We start from the raw sequence: 22,073 nt of genomic DNA, 5'->3' as shown, positions 1-22,073 counted from the left end.
TAGGGAAGCGTTAAGGCTAGGTCAATTATTAACTAAGGCTACGCTTAGATGACTGTTGGTTTGAGTAATTCCAACGCGTCTACGTCGAGGTTTTCCACCCCGCTCGATTCCGGCACTATCCGTAACCCACCCCCATCTGGGGAGTCGGCGATCCGAATCGGCCACCCGTAAGCCGATGAGAGCACATGATCGACAAACACTTGTTGAGTGCTTCCATACGCTGCTACTTTTCCGCCCGCAAGGCACAAAATTCGATCACAATAGGCAGCGGCGGCCTGCAGATCATGAAGGACAATCACCACGGCGGCTCCCCCACGTGCCATCCCCCGAATAAGACCCAAAGCCTGTTCTTGATGTCCAATGTCAAGGGCCGCCGTTGGCTCATCCAAGAGCACCACCGGAGTTTGCTGCGCGAGTACGCGCGACAGCGCAACACGTGAGCGCTCCCCTCCAGACAGCGTCATAATGTCGCGTTCGGCAAGGTGCGCCACCCCAGTGGCAGCGAGAGCAGCATCGATCAAAGATTCGTCACACTGGTCATACGACGTACGGGACCACGGGCGGCGCCCCATCGCCACGACGTCGCGCACAAGAAACGCAAACGAGACAGACACATCTTGCAGCATGACGGAACGGCGCCTGGCTAGATCGAGATGCGAGGCGGTGTGCGCGTTCAACCCGCACACCGATACCTCACCGGCGTCGAGGCGTAAATCTCCACTCATCGCGGCGAGTAGCGTCGATTTTCCCGCACCATTGGGGCCAATGAGACCGAGGACTTCGCCGGGATATGCGTCAAGGGAAACGTCGTCAAGCAGGGTGCGTCCCCCGACGGTCACGCGGACGTGACGCGCCTGGAGTAATGGCGTCAAACCAACAGCAGACCCATGGCAGGCAGCGGTGGACATGTCAGCGGCGTCCTTTCATCAACATGCGGCGCAGCAGAATGAAAAACGTCGGCCCACCCACCAACGCAGTGAAAATGCCGATCGGCAAATCTGCGAACGAAATGACGGTCCGAGCTGCGATATCCGCAAGCCCAATCAACATCGCCCCGGCCAGCGCAGAAGCAGGCAATAACACTCGGTTGGCGGGACCGGTAAGGGTGCGCAGGAGATGCGGGACAATCAAGCCGACGAAACCGATCAACCCCGCGTATGCAACGGCACCCGCAGTAAGCAGGGTCGATGCACCGATCGCAAGGATGCGCAAACGCGTAACGTTGAGGCCGAGGTGTCCCGCCGCGGCGTCGCCAAGCGCGAGCATGTCAAGCTGCCCACCCAAGCGCAGGGACACGAGGAGCCCCAAGCACACCACAACGAGCACCACGGACACATGTTTCCACTGCGTACCGTTCAACGAACCCATTTGCCAAAAGATGATCTGCTCGCGGTTAGCCGTTGGAGCTAGGTACACCATGATGGAAATGATCGCGCCGGCCACGGCATTGATAGCAATACCCGTGAGGATGAGGTTGATTACGTGAACTTTTCCCTCGTGGCGCGCAAGCTGATACACCACGGCCGTGGTCAGCACAGCCGTCACAAACGCGGCGACGGGGACGGTCGACGCACCAAACACCGTAAAATTGAACACAATGGCGATTGCGGCCCCAACCCCAGCGCCGGCTGTGACGCCAATGACGCTCGGCTCCGCAAGCGGGTTCGCAAACACCGCCTGCATGAGCGCGCCGCTCACGCCGAGCGCGGCCCCGACAAGCAACCCCAGCACAAGGCGCGGGAGGCGAATGCGCCACACTACCGATTCCATAATGTCCGTGCCGGCGGGCCCCTTGGCGAGGATGCCGGGAATTTCGCGCAGCGGAACTGTAAATTGCCCCACCGCAATGCTAACCACGACGGTGCCCGCGAGCAGCAGCACCAACACGATAAACAGCGCCACACGCCGACGCGAACGCGCCGCAATCACCGCGCCTGTCGACGCCGCGTGCCGCTGATAGCCGCTCGTTTCAGCCACGACAGTTGCGCTCACTGTTGTTGCTCCGGGCTGTACAACGCCTGCGCGATCCGCAACAACACTTCGCCGGTTTGCGGGCCGAAGGCTAACGACGCCCCGTCAGGCACCGTTACCACGCGTTTTTGCTGCCCGGCTTTCGTTTGCGCCACCCCTGGACGCGCGAGCAAACCCTCAATTCCGCCGGTGGATTCTAGGCCGTCTTCCATCATAATGAATACATCAGGATCCACCTTTGCCAAGGCCTCCGCGTTCGCTGGCGTAGTTTCCCCAAGACCGTGCTCGACCGCGACGTCGACACCGCCAACACCTTCGATAAGATCCTTGGCGCCGCTGCCTTCACCGAGGATAAAGAACACCCCGCCGTTGCCGCGGGCGTACAGGAACGCCATGCGGAGAGGCTCTTGTGGCACCAGCTTTTGGATAGCCTCACGGTCTTGCTGAGCATCCTCGACGCTGCGATCCGCCAGCTTCTGGGCCTCCTCCGGCAGGCCGACCACACCGCCGAGATCAAGGATATCCTGGCCAATGGATTCGATGGTTCGGGTTGGATCCATCACCACGATATCCACGCCCGCATCGCGAATTTGATCGATGGCTTCGCGGGGCCCAATGGAGTGGTCCACAATCACCAAGGTGGGGTGAAGCTCCAGCACCGCCTCCACATTGATATTGTGGCCGCCTTGCGTGACCACAGGCAGGTGTTTCAGGCGCTCCTCCGTGGAGGAAACGGTGCGGCCAACGATATTATCCGCCAAGCCAAGGCCGGTCAGAGTCTTGGTGGAGGTTCCATACAGGTCTAGGGCGAGGATGCGAGAAACATCGTCGACCTGGACGTCGTAACCGTCGGCGTCGGTGAGTTCCACCGGCAACTGCGGAGATGGGTTTTCCGTCACGGGAACGACATCACCGATGCCGGTGACTGCGCTCACGCCGGTAAAGCTGCGGGGGTCTTTGAGCGAACCAGCATCGGGCAGCGATTCACGCAGCTGGCCAGATGAACTTTGCGGCGTTTCGTCCCAGGATGCGCAGCCGGTCAATGCGACCGCCACAACCGCCGACACAGCAACAAACGCTCGTGCGAAACTTCGATTGGGTTTCAGGGATTGAATTGTTTGGAGGAAAGTCACAGCACACCTTTCAAAAAATCGGGTTGAGTCAGAAACGATCACTACCGGGAAGCCGGGTGGCGCATCACCAACTGGGAGAGGCTGCCGCCCGCCACCACGAACGCCGCAATAATCAGCAGCACAGACGTGGTAAACGAGGGTTTTTCAAAACCAGAAGCGTTAGCGTTTTTAATCTTGAAATTGCCGTTGCTGGCGTGGCCTTCGCTATCCCCATCAGTGGTCGCGCCATTGACACGAGCCGCAACGCCAGGCCCAGAAGTCTTCTTTTCCGCCGTGGTTTTCGAACCAGTCTTCGCATTAGCGGCGGCCTTTGCACCCGCGCCACCGGTACCGGCGGCACCACCCGATGCGCTTGCACCCTGACCTGCGGCACAGCTGGCCGCGCCGCCAAGCGAGGCGGTAAAGTTCACCGGATCGAGTTCCGTACCCACTGCATAGAACTCCGCAAAGGCCGCAGAACCTGCCTGGGTGAGCGAGGCACTGGCCGTGCCACTCGCGGAGGATTCATTCACATTCAGGGAACCAAAGCTAAGATCCGCCAATGCGACGCGGCCGTAATCCTTGTGATTTCCTTCCATATCGCTGGAGCTCACCTGGGCGATCAACGACCCACTATTGCCGTTCCACTGGATTTCAAGATCGGAAATCTTCAGGTTAAGCACGCCGTCGTGGCCAGTGAAATGCACGGATCCAGGCATCAGAATAGTGCCAGTACCCTTCCCGGGATCCACGGCACCGGAGCTACCGTGGAAATGGAACTGACCGTTGCTGTGTTCCACACCGCTCAGCGCCCAGGAACCCTTGGCGATGGACCCGGTGATATATGACTGGAAGGATTGCTTCACACCCCAACTACCAGTGGTCTCAACTACGCCAACAGAACCATCAGCGGTACATACGTCGGAGCCTCCACCGCCGCCCCCGTCACCGACTGCCGCGCCCCCACCACCGCCGCCACCGGTAGTGCCGCCAGCTGCGGTGCCGCCAGCACCACCAGAGGGCTTAGCACCCCCAGTGCCACCCGTGCCACCCGTCCCGCCAGTCGCAGTACCGCCACCAGCTACGGCGCCCCCGCCACCGCCGACCTTGCCGCCGGTGATGTTATTGGCAAGCTTTTCGGTATTGCCGATCAACTTGTCGGTATTCGTGACCAGATCGTTCATCAATTTAATGAAGTCATTAGTTTCCTTCAGCACGGAGTTAACGCTGCGATCTTTGGAGTCTTTGCTGGAGTTCGAATTACCGCCGCTGGTACCACGAGAACCCAAGGAGCCACAGCCCAGTTCGCCGCCGATCGGATCCATCGCTTGGCCCGCCTCGTAGGCGATAAAAAGCTCGGCCCCATCGGGGGTCAGCACGGGGGTGCCGCTAAGTGCCGCCTTACCGGCGGTAAAATTCACGGCGCTATCCAGATTTACCGTGGCAATGGCGATATCATTGCCACGAATTTCTTCCGGCGTCGCACCGTGCGTGAAACTATCCACCTTATTGGCCACATAGTCCACAGTGATTTCGGCGCTAGCACCATCGACCTTTAGCCGAAAATCGGACATTTCCATGTGCAATACGCCGTGATGCCCGTCGAACACAATCTCACCTGCCAGCGGGATTTCGCCAGTGTCTTCATCTTCGGCGGTAATGGCATCGGCGCGCACACCGAACGAGAAATAGAAATTAGCGTCGGTAAAATCGTCACTAGTTTCCACATCTGCAGAAGTTGACCAGGTACCTTGAGCGACCTTTCCGACAAGGTAGTCACGGAAGCTTTCCCGGAGCCCCCAGTTAAATGTCCCGCCGAAGTTTTCGCATACCGCGATGTCTGCCTGCGCGGTTGGCACGTCGAACACCGGCGGCGCGATCGCAAGGCACGCGGCTAATGTTGCTGCGGCGGCAAAGGGTGTGCGCCGCGGCTTCGGGTGGTGGCGATAAGTCATTGCAGCCAAAACTCCTGAAACTTAACTGAGACTGACAGCAATCCCCCATCATTTAGAAGATTGCCTTAGCCTAGCCTTACTATTAATCTCGACCTAGACTAACCTAACCTAAGAAAGTTTCTTCGAAAACCCCCAAGGTCAGCCGCACCTCCGTTCGAGGTATGACCTTTTGGATACCCCCACACGACCATGGACACACCACCCTTTTCCCTCATTTATCCCGATGTAGACCCCGCCCGCCCAGTACCCCCAACATACGGGGAGCGGATTTCGCTGGTCACGGCGTCGATAGTCCTTGCGTTCGGTGCCGCCGCCGGAGATTTGCTGGTGATGGCAGCCGGGTTACTCCTGACGCTTATCGCCGCAATCGCACCGATGCTGAAAACCCCTCGCAGGATCCGTAACGAGGCCCGCTCCCGTTTCCCCCACGAACAGTGGGCAGAAGATGCCCCGCAGGTAATCCCACTGGCGATTTCCTACCCGTTGACCTGGCTGTTTATCATCGCCATCGTGGGTAGCGCACTTTGGTTCGTGCCGGAAAAATACACCCTGTGGGGCGCGGGCGGCGCAGCGTTCCTCACCGCGCTGCTGGTGTGGTTTATGCCGGGCCTGTCGCCGATCTGGACCGAGCGCCAGAAACCAGAGCTAGAGCCCTTCGAGTTTTCCGACCTACCGCCGGCGCAACCGTTTCCCGACCGATTTGCGCCGGTGCAATCGCATACTTCCAAAGCAATGGACTAGACAGAGCTGTATGTCTAGAATTGGGGAAATCATCGCTCCCCTGCAGAAAGTACAGCTTTATGACGCACAACGATTCCTCTGGTGAGGTGCAGTTTCAGCCCATCGGCGACTACACCACCGAAGCCGGCGCCGTGATCCGTGATGTGACCGTCGCGTACCAGCAATGGGGCACTCCGCGACCGGACGGCAGCAATATCATCCTTGTCGAACACGCACTGACCGGGGATTCCAACGCCGCCGACTGGTGGTCCGGCGTCATCGGCCCCGGTAAAGCGCTGGATACAGACCGTTTCGCCGTGCTGTGTACCAACGTAATCGGCGGATGCCGCGGCACTACGGGGCCGTCCTCCCCGCACCCGGATGGCGGGTTTTGGGGCTCGCGTTTCCCCGCCGTTTCGATCCGCGACCAGGTTGCCGTGGAAAAATTGCTTTTCGACGCCCTGGGCATCCCCCGCATATTCGCCGTGATCGGCGGTTCCATGGGTGGCGCCCGCAGCTTGGAGTGGACCCTCATGTACCCGGAGATGGTGCATTCGGCGCTCGTCATCGCCGTTTCCGCGCGGGCAAGCGCCTGGCAGATTGGCATTCAAGCCGCACAGATCGCCAGCATTGAAAACGACCCCGCGTGGCAGGGCGGAGATTTCCACGGCACAGACCAAGCGCCGTTTGAGGGCATGGCTACGGCGCGGCGCATCGCCCACTTGACCTATCGCGGCGAGTTGGAGATTGATGAGCGTTTCGCCGCCGATGCGCAACCGGGTGAAAATCCGCGCGGCCAGTTTCGGGACCCTTCGCAGCGCTTCGCGGTGGTGAGCTACCTCGACCATCAGGCAAAACGCTTGGAACAGCGGTTTTGCCCTGGTTCGTATGTCACGCTCACTGAATCGCTCAACCGGCATGACATTGGGTTGGGCCGCGGCGGGCTCAACAAGGCACTTGCATCATCCACGGTGCCCACCATGGTGGCGGGCGTGGATACGGACATTTTGTATCCCTACCACCAGCAGGAACACCTTTCCCGAAACCTGGGCAATTTATTGGGCATGGCACGCATCGCCTCGCCGGTAGGCCACGACGCGTTCCTCACGGAAACGCGGCAGATGGACCACATTATGCGGCGGTTTATTTCCCTAGCTTCCTAGGGAATCAACCGTTCCGGCGAGGAACATCATACTGCCGCCGATGGCGACGCAAAACGCGGCGTCGAAACGCTGGGATCGCACGGACAACACCCGCAGCACATCGCTATCGCAGGACATCCGCAACCCGGCGAGCCACAACATACAACAGCCCAGCGTAAAGGTGGCGCGGCGCCAATGCTCGGTAGCCAAAAAACCGCACGCTACAACCAAACCCAGCACAAATATCGCCACCCCGAGCCGTTGAAACCGGGGTGACAGCGAGGCGGGCTTCGCGTTCACATCATGCGGGTTCAGCGTCACAGCGATGCCAACTTCTCCGCGCGCTCCACCACGTTGCGTACCAAAAACGCGCGGGTCAATGGGCCAACGCCGCCCGGGTTCGGGGACACAAACCCGGCCACGTCCCACACCTTTGGATGCACGTCGCCGGCGAGCTTGCCGTCCTTACGGGACACACCGACATCGAGCACCGCCGCCCCCGGCTTCACCATGTCCGGCGTGAGTATGTGCGCCTGCCCCGCGGCGGCAACAATAATGTCTGCCTGGCGGGTTTCCGCCGCCAGATCCCGGGTGCCGGTGTGGCATAAGGTGACGGTCGCGTTTTCGCTGCGACGAGTAAGCATCAACCCAATGGGCCGACCGACGGTCACGCCGCGGCCGATCACTACCACCTTCGCGCCATCGAGGGGGACGTCGAATCGCCGCAGCAAGTGGATCGCACCGTTCGGGGTGCAGGGAAGCGGCGCGGGCTCGTTGAGCACGAGCTTGCCAAGGTTGACGGGGTGCAGGCCGTCAGCGTCCTTGGCGGGGTCGATGCGCTCAAGCACCTGATTTTCGTCTAGATGCTTCGGCAGCGGCAATTGCACAATGTAGCCCGTGCACTCGGGGTCTGCGTTCAGCTCGTCGATCACTTGGTGGAGCTGCTGCTGCGTCGTATTCGCAGGCAGGTCGCGGCGGATGGAACGCACCCCAATCTGCTCGCAATCCCGATGCTTCATTCGAACATACGAATGGCTGCCGGGATCGTCTCCCACCAGCACCGTAGCCAACCCTGGGACGATGCCGCGTTCCCGCAGCGCCGCCACCCGCGCAGACAAATCAACGAATAATTCGTCGCGGTAGAGATTTCCGTCCAGTTTCTTCGCAGTCACACCCGCCATTATTCCATTGGGGAGGACTGAGATTCCAACGTGGTTGCGTGCGAACATTCGGCGTACGCTTTGAACGCGACGTCAGCAAGCTCGGTGCCGGCGCCGTCGTAGAGGTTCAACGTCGCATCTACCCCAAGGGAAACAAGCTCGGCGGTAGTGTTGCTGTACTTTGCCAGCGCCGCGGTCACGAAATGTTCGTCCACGGTCTCCAACACCCGCAACGCATCCACGTTCGCACTGTGCTCGGGCATAGCCAACACGATCAACCCGGGGTGCCGCTCACGCGCCTGCACCCGCATCCACAACTCCGGGTCGGTGGCGTCGCCCTGGAATACGGTAAAACCTCGATCCCGAAGGGTTTCCACGCGGTCGGCGTCGAACTCAACACCCGCGACGTTCATGCTGTATTTTTCCTGCAGTCGACGGTAAGCGCCGACACCCACGCGCCCCATGCCCAGCACCAAGGCATCGACACCCTCCACATCAAGTGGGCGCTCGCCGCGAGCCAACCGCTCCACCGGAAGCTCCGGAACCCACGGGACTACCGTCTGCATAATACGACCGACCTGGAGTTTCGCCAGCGAACACAACACAAAACTGCCGGCCACCGCCACCGCCATAATCTGCAACCAGGCGGCCGGTAGCAGCATGCCCTGCACCGCAATCGCCACCACAATCAGGCCAAACTCCGAATAGTTACTCAACACACCTGCCGCCAGCGTGGACGTGCGATGCGACATCCCCGAGAAATACAGCATGCCCACAAAGAACAGGGTTTTGATCGGCAACAGCACCAGCAGCACGCCGGCGGCGAAAAATCCCGCCAAGTCTGGAACGCCACCAAGTCCAATATTGATAAAGAACCCCACGAGGAGCAGCTCGCGCACACTTGTCAGCGCATTAAACATGCGGCCGGCGATCGGGTGCGCGGAAATAATCAACCCGGCCAGCAACGACCCCAACGAACCGCTCAACCCCGCCAGTTCGAACAAAGCATAGGAAGCCACCGCCAGCGTCACCCCGGCAAGGACCAGCAAATCCGTGCGGTAAATCTGGTCCGGCAGACGGCGCAACAGCGGCCGCAGCAGCGGCAAGAAAAGGAACGCGGCCGCCCAAGTCTCCGGCATCCGACCCGACGCGCCGACCAGGAATGCCACCGCAATCACGTCTTGCAGCACGAGCACGCCGATGGCAATGGTGCCCACCATGGAGCGCGTGCGGCCCGTCTCATCCAGCACCGCCATGACAAAGACTGTGGAGGAAAACGACGCGGCCAGGCCGAGGAGCAAATACGAACCCCAGCTCAGCTCCCCCATGAGCGAAAGGCTGCCAAAGAACGCAAACGCCACGGCAAACGCCGCAGTGGTCAGCAGCGCGTGCCCCACGGTGGTACCCACGATCCTCACTTGCGCAATCGCTTTCGGATCTAGGTGCAGCCCAATGGTAAATAGCAGCACCGTCACCCCGAGGTCGGAGACGGCGTCAATGCCGGGCAAGCTGGTCACTCCCGTGGTGCTCAGCGCGAACCCCGCGGCTAGGAACCCCACCAGCGGCGGAAGCCGTAACGCGGATGCCCCGAGGCCACCAACAATGGCGAAAATTGAAGCAATAAGTAGTTCTGGCGGCATACTGTACGAGTTTACGTGCACGGGTTGGCAAACTTAACCGCACGCCTGCAAAGATAGTAGCCATGAGTGACACGCAGCCCGGCTGCCCGATCCACATTGTTTTCGATCAGCCCTGCATTCCGCCGAATACTGGCAACGCTATCCGCATGTGCGCGGGCACCGGCGCGCATCTTCACCTCACCGGACCACTCGGCTTCGACCTTGCAGAACGTAACCTTCGCCGCGCGGGTTTGGATTACCACGACCTTGCCACCGTGACCGTCCACGACAATCTTGCCGCCTGCCTCGACTCGCTGCCACACAACCGCGTGTTCGCATTCACTTCAGGCGCGACTACCTTTCACACCGATATCCGCTGGCAACCAGGCGACGTGCTGCTCTTCGGCACCGAGCCCACCGGGCTTGACGACGCCGCGCTCACCCACCCCCGCATCACCGCGCAGGTTCGGCTGCCCATGCTGCCGTCGCGTCGGTCCATGAACCTCTCAAACGCGGCAGCGGTCGCCTGCTACGAAGCTTGGCGCCAACTGGGCTTTCCCGGCGGCGTCTAGCACCCGAGGCATTCCGGTGCCTGAACCAGGCTACGACGAAGCTTTCTCGTCGAGGACATTGATTGCCCACAGGCTCGTTTCTGCAAGCGGCACATCCACATCGTTGACGCGGATGGTGCGCATGCCGGGGTACGGGGCCGCCGCCATCGTGATGGTCACGCCGGGCCGAATGCCGTATTCCGCGAGATAGCGCAACAACTCTGGGTCCCGATCATGAATGCGATCAACCACCGCGGACTCTCCCGGCGCCACATGCCCGAGATCCCGCAGGGCGAGCGTTTCCACCACACCTTCTGCGTCTGGGATGGGGTCGCCGTGCGGGTCGCGGGAGGGGTGACCAAGGAGGGCGTCGATACGCGCGATAAACATGTCCGACACGGCGTGCTCTAACCGATCGGCCTCGTCGTGCACCTCGTCCCAGCTGTAACCCAGCGTGGAATGCAAAAACGTTTCAATCAGACGGTGGCGGCGCACCATCACCATAGCCAACGCGCGACCCTGGCGGGTCAGCTGAATTCCCCCGTACTTCGGGTGATCCAGCAAACCGCGCTCCGTAAGCCGCTTAATGCCCTCGGACGTGGTGGAGGTCTTCTGCCCCATGTGCTCCGCAATATCCCCCAAGCTCGCTGCCTGGCCCGTCCGCTCACACAGGTCCCAAACAATTTTGAGATAATCCTGTGTCTTCTCCGGCAACTCGCTGACATTCATGGACTAACAGTGTAGTTGAAACGGCGAGCCAACGATTGGACACCAATACAAACTCCATACCACACCCCCGCCACCACAGCAATCATACCGCCAGCGGAAAGATGCAGGTAAACACCCACAACAAGACCAATCACACTGATGAACACACCTGCGGCAGGTGACAGCACAAGAAACGTCCGCACATTCGAAACAAGCCCTTTCAAACCCGCGGCTGGGGCCGCTACAAGAGCAATGGAAACGATTGTGCCGACCGCCGGAATCACCACCACAACGGTGGCCACGATCATGCCAAGGATCAAGGATTCCGCAAGCAAGAAAGAATGCCCGGCGGCGCGGAAGCCAAGGGAATCAAAACACAAAAACGCAAGGCGATCGCCGTACCACCACACAATGAACACAGTAACGGCAAGCACCACGGCGGCCGCCCACACGTCCGGCGCGCGGACGGTAAGGATAGAACCGGTCAGGAACCCCTCAATCTTTAGAGGCAATGGGGCGAACCACTTGGCAAGGAAATAGCCCAAGGAAAACCCCACCGTAATCACGATGCCGGCCGCGGCCTGCGAGGATTGTTCAGGAACACGCGCCAAACCGTACATCAGTGCGGCAAGCGGAAGGCACATCAAGGCCGCGCCAGCAAACAGCGAAAAGGATAGATCCCAGCCGATCGCCTGCGCAATAACCACCCCAAGCACGGCACCGGGAAACGCCCCGTGGGTCACCGACTCCGCGAAAAACACGCGTTGTCGGAGCACCGCAAAAGCGCCGACAAGCCCGCACAGGGCGCCGATCACCACGGCTTCCATCAGGGGTAATCGGATAATCTCCCACATCGAAGTCAGCTGCGGGGTCATCGGGGCACCACCTTAAGTTCTCTGATGACCAAGGCCACGGCGTACAGGGCACACAACGAAAGCGCCACCGTGGCCTGCGGGGATATCGGGCCGGGCAGCGTCAGCGCCACCAACCCGAGGTAGCCACCGCACACGCCGACCCCCATAGCTACGGGAACCATTGTGCGAACGTTCGTAGCGAGGAGGCGGGCCGCGGCGCCTGGGACAACAAGGTAGCCGATCACAAGTAGCACACCAATGGCCGAAGACGCCGCAATAACGACGGCCGCGATGGCGACGTTGATGCAAATGTCCATCGCCAGCACATTAATGCCCGCGGCGCGGGCACCATGGGGATCGAACGCGACAAACACTTGACGCTGCCAAGTGAGCACCATCAGGATCAAAGCGAGGGCGCACACAATCAGGGCGTCGCGCAAGCGCACCTCCGTAACCTCCAGCAGCCGACCGAACATAAGCGCTTCCAATTGGCCGGATCTATCCCCAAACTTTAAGGACAACACGACGCCGGCCGCGAAAAACGAGGTGAGTACCACGGCGGTGCCCGCCTCCGAAGCGTGGCGAACCCAGACCAGCGCTAGGGTGACAAACACCGCCGCCACGGCGGCACCGGGGATAATCCAGTCGATGCCGCCGAAGACCGCCCCAGCGACGACGCCGGGGAACACCGAGTGGACCATGGCCTCCGCGTTGAATTCCAGGCACCGAAGGTTCACCATGACGCCGACGATGCCGGCGGTGCAGCCCAGAACGACGAGGAGGATAAACGGCCGAAATACGAACGGCGTATCGGACACCGGAGTAAGAAAGGGCACCTGTTCGACAACCAGCCGGAACGACTCAAACACGCCAACCTCCGCCATACGCGAGTTGCATATTACTTTCGTCCAGAGCCTCGTCAAGCCGGTCGAACGCGATTTGCTTACCGGCGAGCAGCGCGGCCTTTTCGCATGTTTCTTTGGCAAGGCGAAGGTCATGCGTGGAGGCGACCACCGCGACGCCATCGTCCTTTGCCTCCTGAATGGTTTGCAGAAGGGCGACACGATTTGGCTCGTCCAAGCCATTGAAAGGTTCATCCAACAGGATCAACTTCGGTTGACACACCAGTGCGCGAGCCAAGAGGACCCGCTGGCGTTGGCCACCAGACAAACTGCCGAAGCGCAACGGTGCTTTATCGAGCAGGTCAACGCGGGCGAGCGCGGCGTCGATACGCGCACGCTGTTGGTTGATGCGCACACCGATCAAACCCATGCCCACAACTTGACGCACAGTAACCGGAAACGTGAGATCGAGATCTGCGGATTGCGGCACGTATCCCATGCGGCCGGGGGCGCGGCGCATCACCCCGCTGGCGAGCCGAACCTCACCAAGAATGCCGCGCAATAATGTGGTCTTACCAGCACCATTAGGGCCGATCAAAGCGAGCGCCTCGCCGGGGAAGACGGTACCGGTAATACCCGTGAGTACGGGCGTGCCGTTATAGGCGAAACTCGCTTGATCGAACTCTAGTGTGGGATTGGTCATCGCAGGCCCGCTGGAATATCTGCCGGCTTCCCGCCCCACGCATTTACCAGGGTGGACACATTGTGAATGATGGAATCAATATAGGTGCCGCCCGCGGAATCGGCCGGGCCGAGAGAATCGCCGTACAGCGCCTCATCGTTGATAATCGCCTTGACGCCGGCGGCTTCGGCGATAGCTTCGATGGACTTGGAGTTATTGGAGTTCTCCGCAAACAGGGCGACGGCACCCGACTTCTTTACCTCATCGGCGGCGTGGCGAATATGCTCCGCGGTGGCGTCCTGCTGTTCATTAAAGTCCGAGAGAGCTGCGCCGATAAACTCAATTTCGTATTCCTTGGACAGGTAACCGAAAGCGTCATGGGAAGTGAACAAGACGCGGTGATCCTGCGGCACGGTTTTCAACGAGTCCGCGGCCCACATATCGAGGGCGTCCAGCTTCTCCTCGTACGCCTTAACGGCCTTGTCGATCGTGTCCTTGAAATCGGGAGCTGCGTTCGAAAGCGCGGCGCCGATATTGGACACCTGGATCTTGGCGTTCTTCGGGCTGGTCCACACGTGCGGGTCGAAGCGGAATTCCGCTTCCTCACCGGGTTCCGGTGCGAACGGCCATTCCGCAACCTTTACCTTTTCTTCCCCGCGATACACCTTATACGGCAGAGACTCCTCTGCCTTTTCCTGCTTGGCTAGGTCATCAACGTCTGCGGCGGACAGCACACCGGTGGTGGCAACGAGGGTGCCATGAAAACCGGAGGAGCTAATCGCATCATCGAGGAAGTGTTCAAGATCGACGCCGTTGACCAAAAGCAGGTCCGCCTCGGAAAGGGCGCTCATCTGCTCGCGGGTCATCTCATGGTCATGGGCCGAAGCATTCGGGGCGAGCAGGCACGTGAGTTCGATTTGCTGGTCCTTGCCCTCGTTAGATTTGGATACCTTGCCCGTCGCATCGTGGACGATGGTGCCAAAGTCTCCGCTGGACATGATCTGGTTGGTGTAATCGCAAATCTGCGTGGTGGATGCGACGACCTTTAAGTGGTTGGCATCGCCAACGGGGGCCACCTCCTCCTGGGTGCCGCCGGAGCATGATGCCAGCAACAGGGCCGCCATTGGAGCCACAATCAACAGGGCTTTCCGCTTTAACACGTGGAACCTCACAATCGATCTGGGATTGGAACAAACTAATGAGTTCACCATTACCATAATCGGTTTGCCGCAACGTGAAAAGTTTAAAGTTCAGGCCTTTGAACTTCTGGGGGTGCGTCGAACCCTCGTCCCCCGCAGGCGGCCGGTGACCACGACCAACAACGCGAAAACCAGCAACCCCAACGCCGCAGGCCACGAATTGTCCGCAGCCTCCCCCATAACCGCCACCAAGGCCCAGTTCACAGCATTGTGCGCGAGGATGATGGGGAGCAGGCTGCCGGTCGCGGCGTCGAAAAGCCATGCGAGAATAACGGAAAGGCTGAGCACCACCACAAGGTACGCTACGAGTTGGCTGGGGTTACCGCCGGCGGTATCCCATTCGCGCACGGTAAACATAGGCAGGTGCCAGAACGTATGCACGAACCCAAGGATTAACGCGGCGCTCAGCGCAGAGAATCGCTCCTGCAGCAACGGCAACGCAACGCCCCGCCAGCCGGGCTCCTCCTGCACCGGACCGCCGAGCAAAAATACGATGAAGGACACGGCAAGTGTGCCGATGGAGGTGGCGCCGGCGAGATGGCTGCCGCTCAAGAGGTAGGAGACGACGATGCTGACCGGAATTGCCACCATCGCAATGAAGTACCAGTAGGGGTGCACCCGCCACTGGAACATTTTTCGCCACAGTTGGCGAACACCCTCGCGGCCGTGGAGAAGGCGGGTGACCAGAAACGCCGCGGCGAAGGGGCCAAGGAAAAGCCCCAGCTGGTTAAAGCCCGCGATCGCCGCGAAAGGGAGTTCTATTGGAAGAATCCCTAGGCCGTTGCGGGAAGCCCACATCGGGGCCCAACCAAGCCAGGAGCCGGCGTATGCCAGTGCCACAAAGGCTACGAAGGGATGCCTGCGACCTGTTTCTATGAGCTTTTCCATAGGCACTAATCTAGTGCTGGATGGCGCTCGGAAGCTCCCGTCCGCGCAATGTGGCAAGCAACCGTTGAGCGTCGTCTGGGGCAAGGTCGCGTGCGGACATACGTGCGGGGCCATCGACAAGGTCGAGGCGGATGGTATCTACGTGGGCGAGCCGCTGAATCGGACCGCGGCGCCACGTTAATTCTTGGATATGGCTGGGATGGATGATGGTCACCCTGCGCTGCCAACGTCCCTCGTGAATAATCACCGCGTGATCGAACAAAGTTGTGGCTTGTTGGGAAAAGTCTATGGGGGAAACCCAACGCGCGCGCAGCGGGCTCCGGAAATCCGGGGCAACGAAACCTTCCGGCGGCGCATACGCCTCCAGTTCGGCAGCGCTAAGCGGCGTGATCACGGAGGCAAGATGCATCGCCTGATCGCGAGTGCCCACCGGCAGCAGCCGCGTAGTACCCGCCTTCTTATCCCCTAACGCATAGCCCGCAATGGAGACTTCCACGATCCACCAATCACACAGGCGCCATAGCACGGGTTGGCGAATACGAACAGCATGGATGCGCTGCAGCGGGATGGATTGCTTACGCTTATCAGCCAATCCGTAGCTGACGTGAAACACGTCCCGATCCAGCGTGGCGGTAAAATTCCAACTGCGGTCGGTCACGGACCACACCGCTGGTAGCGCGGCCAAAAGCATCGGCAATAGGATCCCCGGCCCGCCGAACACAGCGCCAATCGGGGCCGTACCACCGAACCACAGCGAGGCCAGCGCCGCGGCGATAAGGCTGCGGGAAACGGGAATCGGCGGGATCACCACCTCCCCGGCCGGTTCGCGTGGAGGCTCGTCTCCTAACTCGGCCCCTACCTCGGTCGGTGTGCCACTACGGAGATCAAGGATTTCCTCCCGTAATTCCTCCGCCATGGCGCGACGCAGGAAAGCGATATTCAGTACGGAATGCTTGCCACCTGCAGTTTCCACCCGGACGGCCGCGACGCCGAAGATGCGGGAGATGACGTTTTCCACGACGTCGACAGCCTGGATACGGTCGTAGCGGGCGGTGCGCAACTTTGTGTTCAATACGCCGCTCTTTACGGAAATTTCCTCGCCGTCAAGGCGATACCCGTACGCGCGCCACCACACCCCAGAAATCGCCCAGACGAGCCCGCAGGCAATTGCGAAGCCAGCGAAAATGACAAGCGCACCGAGCCAGGACGGAATGGTGGTGACTTCATTCAAAAGGTCCCGAATATCGCGCAGCAGTTCCTGATTGAGATTCACTACCGCCACCGCGATCGCGGCAAGGATAAACTGCCAAAACTTCAATAACGGGGTGAGGCGATGGACGCGTTGGTACTGTTTCATAGCCCACTCATCCGCTCACGAGCTTGGGCGGCGAGCCGGTCACGCAACTCGTCCGCGATGTCTCTGGGGAGGCCGGAGATCCGGGAATCGGAGGTGGAGGAGGCGGTATGCAACTCCACGGACTTCAGCCCGAACATTCTGTCTATTGGCCCGGCGACGACATCCACAAATTGGATCCGTCCGTAAGGCACAACCGTAATTGTGTGCCACAATTTGCCTTTCGCAAGCACGAGCTCGTCCGGCGTCTCCAACCATCCCATGTTGCGCACTTGCATCGGAATAAGCCACAACGCCCACACCAACGTCGCGAACACGACCGCGCTCACCGCCCACAGCCAGGTGTAGAACCATGTCGCCGCTACTACCGCGGCAATCAGTGCGATAAGAAGCCAGGGGACAAACGCCACGTAGCGGGCCTTCACCAGGTTCGGCGAGACGGGATTGAAGTTCATAACTTAACGGTAAACGAAGAGCTCACCTCGGCGCTTCCCCCCACGGTTTCGCACAAAAACCCCTGCACATAGCGAGATTTCGCCCCCGTTGTTCACCGTTTGACAAGCGCACACCCCATAATTGCTGTGGAAAGGAAACGTCATGGATGTCGTACGTTGTGACCACGTCACGCGGCGGTTCGGTGCTGCCCGCGCCCTCAACGACGTCTCCTTCACCGTCGCCAAAGGCGAAATCTTCTGCATGGTGGGGCCGCGCGGCGCCGGCAAAACCACGCTCATTGAATGCCTCACCGGCACGGATCGCCCTACCGAAGGCACCATCGAGGTGTTCGACACTGACCCCGCCACACGACACCGCGATATTGCCGGCCGGCTTGGCGTGCAACCGCAGCATCCTTCCCTCATGCCTCACCTTTCCGTCGCTGAAACCTTGCGTTTCTTCTCCGCAATGCATAACGACGCCCTGCCGTGGCAAGATTTGCTCGAATCTCTCGGCTTGTCCGACGAAAAACGCACCAAGGTGCGTCGGCTGACGGTAGAGCAACAGCAAAAAATCTCCCTCGCGCTATCGTTTCTGCATCAGCCGGAACTATTGATCCTCGACGAGCCAACAGCGGGGCTGCAGCCGCAGGACCAGCAGGACATGTGGGAGGCGCTCAACACCATGTGCGACTACGGCACCACGATTTTTCTGGTCACCCAAGACCTCAACGAGGTAGAGCAATTGTGCGACCGCGTGGGGGTAATGGATCGCGGGGAATTGTTAACTACCGGCACAGTGCCCGGGCTGATCCGCGGCTGTGTCGGCGAATCCGCCGCCTTTTTGTCCCTCGATCAACCCGCGGGCACGGTGCCCAACCTCACCGAACTAGCGGGCGTGACGCGCATTGTGCCGGAGGGCCTTTCGCTCACCGTGTATGGGCAAGGCGGGTTCGTGCACCGCATTTTGGCGCATCTTGCGGCCCACGGCATCCAAGTAACCACGATGAACGTCACCGAACCTAAGTTTGCGGACGTGTTTTTTAATCTCACGGGGCGCAGCTTCGACGAGGCTGCCGCATGAAAACGCTGCGGCTCATGAACGTGTTTTGGCGGTCTCGCCTGCGCCACCCCATCGGCTGGTTCACAGTACTGTTTGCCCCCGCCCTCCTCCTCACCATGGCGCTGGTGTTTGACCGTTCCGTGTCAGTAGCTTCCTATGCGGTGCTTCCACCAATGCTTGTTGGCGCCGTGTTGGTGCCCTACCACTTGTTAACGTTGCGTGAGACTGGGGTGCTACAGCGCCTGCGCTTAATCCCGCTTCGCCCGGCGCGTATTCTTGGCGCCAAATTGATGGTTGATTTTCTCCTATGTTGCCTGGGCAGTGCGGCCACTTTAGGCTGCGGCTGGATGGCACTCCACAGCACCCCGAATGGAAACTGGTTTGCTATCGCTGGTGGGGTGGCGGGAACGGCTGCGGCATACGCCGCCGCAGGACTATTGCTGGCCAGCGTGTATCGCTCGCGCCGAGCGGCAAACATACTGAGCAGCATCGTGCTGGTCATGCTGGTTGCCACCTCTGGCGTATTCGAAATTCCAAACGTTGCGTACTTGAACTACTCGCCAAGCTGGCAAGCGGCGGCGTTGCACCGCGGCCTATGGGACGGCCGCCCCATTACCGACCTGCTCGTTCCCGTGTACGTACTTTCCGGAATGTTTGCCGCCGGCGGGTTGCTGGGCGCGAAGATGTTCCGCTGGCGCCGCTAACGGAAGTCCCTGGAGCTACGGTTGAAAACTTCCGCCAGTTCGAAGCGCTCCAAATGGTCAGCCACCACCATGACCGCACCGGAGGCGTTTTGCACAATCCCCCGCACCACGAGCGCTTTGGCCGTAGCCGCCAACTTGTGATGACGTTTCCACAACCCAGGGCTCACCATCACGTTGATCAGCCCCGTTTCGTCCTCCATGCCGAAAAACGTAATGTTACCTGCAGTTTGGGGGCGTTGCCTGTGCGTTACCACCCCGGCGATGTGGATGCGTCGACCGTCCTCAACGTGCCGCAAATCAACGGCCGAGATAATGCCGCGGGCAGCCAACTGCTGACGCAACAATGCAATCGGCTGATCTTGATGCGTGACACCCGTACTCGCAATATCCGCGGCCATGAGTTCGAATTCGCTCATGCCAGGCAAGGTTGGCGCAGTCACTTGCGATAGCCCGGGCAGCATACCCACATGCTCCGTGGCGGCAATCCCGGCGGCCCACTGGGCCTGCCTGCGCGACAAACCAAAACACTCGAGGGCGCCCGCACGGGCAAGCGCCTCCACCTGGGCGACGCTCAAGTGTGCGCGGCGGGCGAGGTCCGCGATGTCGGCAAACGGAGCAGCGCTGACGATCGCCTCGGCAGCGGCACCGAGGCCGCGAACAAGGTTTAACCCGAGCCGAATTCGACCCCGCGCACAAGTCGCCTCTACTTTCGATTTCTGCACGCAGATAGGATCGATAACAACGCCGTGGCGGCGGGCGTCCGCAAGCAACGACTGAGGCGAGTAAAAGCCCATGGGTTGAGCGCGCAACAATCCCACGCAAAACTCCGCCGGGTAGTAGTACTTGAGCCAGGCGGAAAAATACGCCAATGCCGCAAACGATTGCGAATGCGATTCCGGGAATCCATATGCGGCGAAGGCAACCATCTTATTCCAGAGCCTCTCGGCGATCTCCCCGGCGATTCCCTGCGTATCGCGCAAGCCTTCAAAAAACCTGGTCTTTAGCGCGGCCATTTTCGCCGGTGAACGCTTCGCACCCATGGCTCGGCGCAGGCTATCCGCCTCAGCTCCGGAAAACCCGGCAGCATCACGCGCAATCTGCATAAGCTGCTCCTGAAACAGCGGAATCCCCAGGGTTTTCTCCAGCGCTGGGCGAAGGCAAGGGTGATCGTAAACCACCGGCTCCAACCCCTGACGGCGTCGAATGTACGGGTGCACGGAGCCGCCTTGGATCGGGCCGGGCCGAATAAGCGCGATCTCCACCACCAAATCAAAAAACTTTTCGGGCTTGATGCGGGGCAGGGTTGCCAGCTGGGCACGGGACTCCACCTGGAACACCCCCACCGCGTCACCCCGCGCCAACATCGCATATACGTCCGAATCTGCGAGATCGAGCTCCCAGAGATTAATCCGCCTACCGTAGTTTTCCGCGATCAGATCTACCATGGAATGCAAGGCCTCTAGCATGCCCAACCCGAGCAGATCGAACTTAACTAACCCGGCGGCGGCGCAATCATCCTTATCCCACTGCACCACTGATCGATCTTGCATGCGAGCCCATTCCGTAGGCACCACATCCGCGATGGGACGATCACAAATGACCATGCCGCCGGAGTGGACACCCAAATGCCGCGGCTGGCCCATAAGTTGTTCCGCCAGTTTGATCACACGTTCGGGCGGCTCTTCAACGCGCCGCGACCAGCCGTCGATGGTGCCTTGCGGGTAGCCGTAAGCACGTGCGGCGTCCCGAAGCGCACCTTTCCAGCGGTAGCTGATCACGTTTGCCACCTGCGCCGCACACTCCCTGCCGTAGGTTGCGTACACATATTGGATAACCTCTTCGCGGCGGCCGGATTCGATATCAATATCAATGTCGGGCGGGCCATCACGGTCAGGAGCAAGAAAACGTTCGAATAGAAGTTCCGCCTGGACGGGTTCAACGTTGGTAATCCCCAGCGCAAAGCACACCGCCGAGTTCGCGGCCGAGCCTCGGCCTTGAGCGAAAATATTGCTACGGCGGCAAAAATCCATAATGTCGCACACAATAAGGAAGTATCCGGCAAACCCAAGGTCCGCAATCACCTGCAACTCATGTTCGATTTGACGCTCGGCACGCTGGCGAATGTCAGCGGGGCGAGAAGCGTACCGGCTCACCCCGCGCGTACGCACCAATTCCGCAAGCCACGAATCCTCCGTGTGCGACACCGGGATATCACACTGCGGCAACTCCGGTGCCACCAGCGCAAAAGAAAACGCACATTCGGCGGCAATTTCAACGCTGGTTTGCAGATAGGGTCCCGCAGCTGGGCACGCGCGTAGCAACGTCGCCCCATCGCGCAACCACATCCCGCCCACCGGGTGCAATTCATGGCGCTCACCACCACGCAACACGTGCTTCGCCGCAGCGAGTGCCGCCTCGTTACGCGTAGCCGCCACGGGATTACCTGTGATTACGCGCCGCAACTTCGGCGCGGCGTCTAGGGCTGCATGCGCATCTGCATCTGCGGGCGTGCCGGTGACCCGATACTCCAACGCCACGTTCGAATCACCGAAATATTCACGCAGTTGATCGAGGTGAGGCAACCAAGTTTCGTCCGCAAGCAGCTGCCACGATTCGCACGCTTGTTCTGCAAGAACTTTGAGCGGAGGATAGCAAACTTTCCCTTTCTCCCCGCCTTTCATCTGTGCGGCGGCGATCACTCGAGATAGTCTTTGATAGCCCTCTAGACCCCGCGCCAACACCGTAAGCACACCCTGCGGAAGCGACAATTCCGCACCGAACACGGTGCACAATCCGCACTTTGCGGCGGCTTCCGCAAACTGAACAGCGCCATAAAACCCATCCCTATCCACAATGGCGAGGGCGGAAATTCCCAGTTCAATGGCCCTTGTTACAAGCGCCTCTGGGTCGCTGGCGCCGCGCAAGAAACTATAAGAGCTCACCGCATGCAATTCCGCGAATGGCATCGCATCACCGGCAGGCTGTGGCGACATTGCAGCGTCCGCAGGATCGTGGACCACGGTGAGTGAACCCACGGTTTTTCCCGAAAGGATCCCCTCCAGCTGGGGCCAGCTTAGTATCCGACCACCGTTCCACCGCATACGAACAAATGTAC

The 22,073-nt window shown here is 60.1% G+C and carries 21 protein-coding genes; 5 read left to right on the top strand and 16 right to left on the bottom strand.

Annotation, left to right across the window (positions count from 1 at the left end; all coding sequences use genetic code 11):
- Positions 1-44: 44 nt before the first annotated feature.
- The 4 genes from Q4D83_RS07640 to Q4D83_RS07625 form a co-directional block, all read right to left on the bottom strand.
- Positions 45-908 (bottom strand): heme ABC transporter ATP-binding protein, encoded by an 864-nt coding sequence (locus Q4D83_RS07640; RefSeq protein ID WP_303174401.1) that lies wholly within the window; start codon positions 906-908, stop codon positions 45-47.
- Position 909: 1 nt separating this feature from the next.
- Complete coding sequence (locus Q4D83_RS07635; protein ID WP_303174719.1) at positions 910-1,929, bottom strand: iron ABC transporter permease; 1,020 nt, start codon at positions 1,927-1,929, stop codon at positions 910-912.
- Between the two features lie 59 nt (positions 1,930-1,988).
- Positions 1,989-3,014, bottom strand: coding sequence for a hemin ABC transporter substrate-binding protein (locus Q4D83_RS07630; RefSeq protein ID WP_303174717.1), 1,026 nt, complete (start codon positions 3,012-3,014; stop codon positions 1,989-1,991).
- Positions 3,015-3,145: 131 nt separating this feature from the next.
- Positions 3,146-5,038: an HtaA domain-containing protein gene (locus tag Q4D83_RS07625; RefSeq protein ID WP_303174399.1), complete on the bottom strand. Its 1,893-nt coding sequence runs from the start codon at positions 5,036-5,038 to the stop codon at positions 3,146-3,148.
- A gap of 189 nt (positions 5,039-5,227) precedes the next feature.
- On the opposite strand from Q4D83_RS07625, the gene Q4D83_RS07620 reads away from it, so the two are divergent.
- Positions 5,228-5,779, top strand: coding sequence for a hypothetical protein (locus Q4D83_RS07620; RefSeq protein WP_303174398.1), 552 nt, complete (start codon positions 5,228-5,230; stop codon positions 5,777-5,779).
- A 59-nt stretch (positions 5,780-5,838) separates the two neighbouring features.
- Positions 5,839-6,921: a homoserine O-acetyltransferase gene (locus Q4D83_RS07615; protein ID WP_303174395.1), complete on the top strand. Its 1,083-nt coding sequence runs from the start codon at positions 5,839-5,841 to the stop codon at positions 6,919-6,921.
- Here Q4D83_RS07615 and Q4D83_RS07610 read toward each other — a convergent pair.
- From Q4D83_RS07610 to Q4D83_RS07600, 3 genes are read right to left on the bottom strand one after another with little or no spacing between them, the layout of a single operon-like run.
- Positions 6,910-7,221 (bottom strand): DUF3017 domain-containing protein, encoded by a 312-nt coding sequence (locus tag Q4D83_RS07610; RefSeq protein WP_303174393.1) that lies wholly within the window; start codon positions 7,219-7,221, stop codon positions 6,910-6,912. The genes Q4D83_RS07615 and Q4D83_RS07610 overlap by 12 nt on opposite strands.
- The gene (locus tag Q4D83_RS07605) at positions 7,218-8,072 is read right to left on the bottom strand and encodes a bifunctional methylenetetrahydrofolate dehydrogenase/methenyltetrahydrofolate cyclohydrolase (RefSeq protein WP_303174391.1); all 855 of its coding nucleotides are present in this window, start codon (positions 8,070-8,072) and stop codon (positions 7,218-7,220) included. Before Q4D83_RS07605 ends, Q4D83_RS07610 begins: the two co-directional genes overlap by 4 nt.
- An 8-nt stretch (positions 8,073-8,080) precedes the next feature.
- Positions 8,081-9,700, bottom strand: a complete 1,620-nt coding sequence (locus Q4D83_RS07600; RefSeq protein WP_303174389.1) for a cation:proton antiporter family protein — start codon at positions 9,698-9,700, stop codon at positions 8,081-8,083.
- A gap of 62 nt (positions 9,701-9,762) precedes the next feature.
- Here Q4D83_RS07600 and Q4D83_RS07595 point away from each other — a divergent pair, with 62 nt between their 5' ends.
- Complete coding sequence (locus Q4D83_RS07595; RefSeq protein ID WP_303174387.1) at positions 9,763-10,251, top strand: tRNA (cytidine(34)-2'-O)-methyltransferase; 489 nt, start codon at positions 9,763-9,765, stop codon at positions 10,249-10,251.
- A gap of 30 nt (positions 10,252-10,281) precedes the next feature.
- On the opposite strand, the gene Q4D83_RS07590 is transcribed toward Q4D83_RS07595, so the two are convergent.
- The 8 genes from Q4D83_RS07590 to Q4D83_RS07555 form a co-directional block, all read right to left on the bottom strand.
- Complete coding sequence (locus tag Q4D83_RS07590; RefSeq protein ID WP_303174385.1) at positions 10,282-10,959, bottom strand: metal-dependent transcriptional regulator; 678 nt, start codon at positions 10,957-10,959, stop codon at positions 10,282-10,284.
- Positions 10,956-11,792 carry a metal ABC transporter permease gene (locus Q4D83_RS07585; RefSeq protein ID WP_303174715.1) on the bottom strand — a complete coding sequence of 279 codons (837 nt, stop codon included), beginning with the start codon at positions 11,790-11,792 and terminating at the stop codon, positions 10,956-10,958. Before Q4D83_RS07585 ends, Q4D83_RS07590 begins: the two co-directional genes overlap by 4 nt.
- A gap of 17 nt (positions 11,793-11,809) precedes the next feature.
- Positions 11,810-12,628, bottom strand: coding sequence for a metal ABC transporter permease (locus tag Q4D83_RS07580; RefSeq protein WP_303174714.1), 819 nt, complete (start codon positions 12,626-12,628; stop codon positions 11,810-11,812).
- Between the two features lie 25 nt (positions 12,629-12,653).
- On the bottom strand, positions 12,654-13,337 hold the full coding sequence (locus Q4D83_RS07575; protein ID WP_303174382.1) for a metal ABC transporter ATP-binding protein: 684 nt from the start codon (positions 13,335-13,337) through the stop codon (positions 12,654-12,656).
- Positions 13,334-14,476: a metal ABC transporter substrate-binding protein gene (locus Q4D83_RS07570; protein ID WP_303174380.1), complete on the bottom strand. Its 1,143-nt coding sequence runs from the start codon at positions 14,474-14,476 to the stop codon at positions 13,334-13,336. Before Q4D83_RS07570 ends, Q4D83_RS07575 begins: the two co-directional genes overlap by 4 nt.
- A gap of 90 nt (positions 14,477-14,566) precedes the next feature.
- On the bottom strand, positions 14,567-15,403 hold the full coding sequence (locus Q4D83_RS07565; protein WP_303174378.1) for a CPBP family intramembrane glutamic endopeptidase: 837 nt from the start codon (positions 15,401-15,403) through the stop codon (positions 14,567-14,569).
- 10 nt (positions 15,404-15,413) lie between these two features.
- Positions 15,414-16,760 (bottom strand): PH domain-containing protein, encoded by a 1,347-nt coding sequence (locus Q4D83_RS07560; RefSeq protein WP_303174376.1) that lies wholly within the window; start codon positions 16,758-16,760, stop codon positions 15,414-15,416.
- Positions 16,757-17,212, bottom strand: coding sequence for a PH domain-containing protein (locus Q4D83_RS07555; protein WP_303174374.1), 456 nt, complete (start codon positions 17,210-17,212; stop codon positions 16,757-16,759). The genes Q4D83_RS07560 and Q4D83_RS07555 overlap by 4 nt, the downstream gene beginning before the upstream one ends.
- Positions 17,213-17,354: 142 nt before the next feature.
- Here Q4D83_RS07555 and Q4D83_RS07550 point away from each other — a divergent pair, with 142 nt between their 5' ends.
- The gene (locus tag Q4D83_RS07550) at positions 17,355-18,275 is read left to right on the top strand and encodes an ABC transporter ATP-binding protein (protein WP_303174372.1); all 921 of its coding nucleotides are present in this window, start codon (positions 17,355-17,357) and stop codon (positions 18,273-18,275) included.
- Entirely contained in the window at positions 18,272-18,958 is a 687-nt protein-coding gene (locus tag Q4D83_RS07545) for an ABC transporter permease (protein ID WP_303174370.1), read from the top strand. Before Q4D83_RS07550 ends, Q4D83_RS07545 begins: the two co-directional genes overlap by 4 nt.
- Here the strand turns inward: Q4D83_RS07545 and Q4D83_RS07540 are convergent.
- Positions 18,955-22,059: an error-prone DNA polymerase gene (locus Q4D83_RS07540; RefSeq protein ID WP_303174368.1), complete on the bottom strand. Its 3,105-nt coding sequence runs from the start codon at positions 22,057-22,059 to the stop codon at positions 18,955-18,957. The genes Q4D83_RS07545 and Q4D83_RS07540 overlap by 4 nt on opposite strands.
- Positions 22,060-22,073 lie beyond the last annotated feature (14 nt).

This window comes from Corynebacterium sp., from assembly GCF_030532715.1.
Lineage (GTDB): Bacteria > Actinomycetota > Actinomycetes > Mycobacteriales > Mycobacteriaceae > Corynebacterium.
The sequence above is the reverse complement of the archived record's forward strand: the minus strand, read 5'-3'. Positions and strand labels throughout refer to the sequence as shown.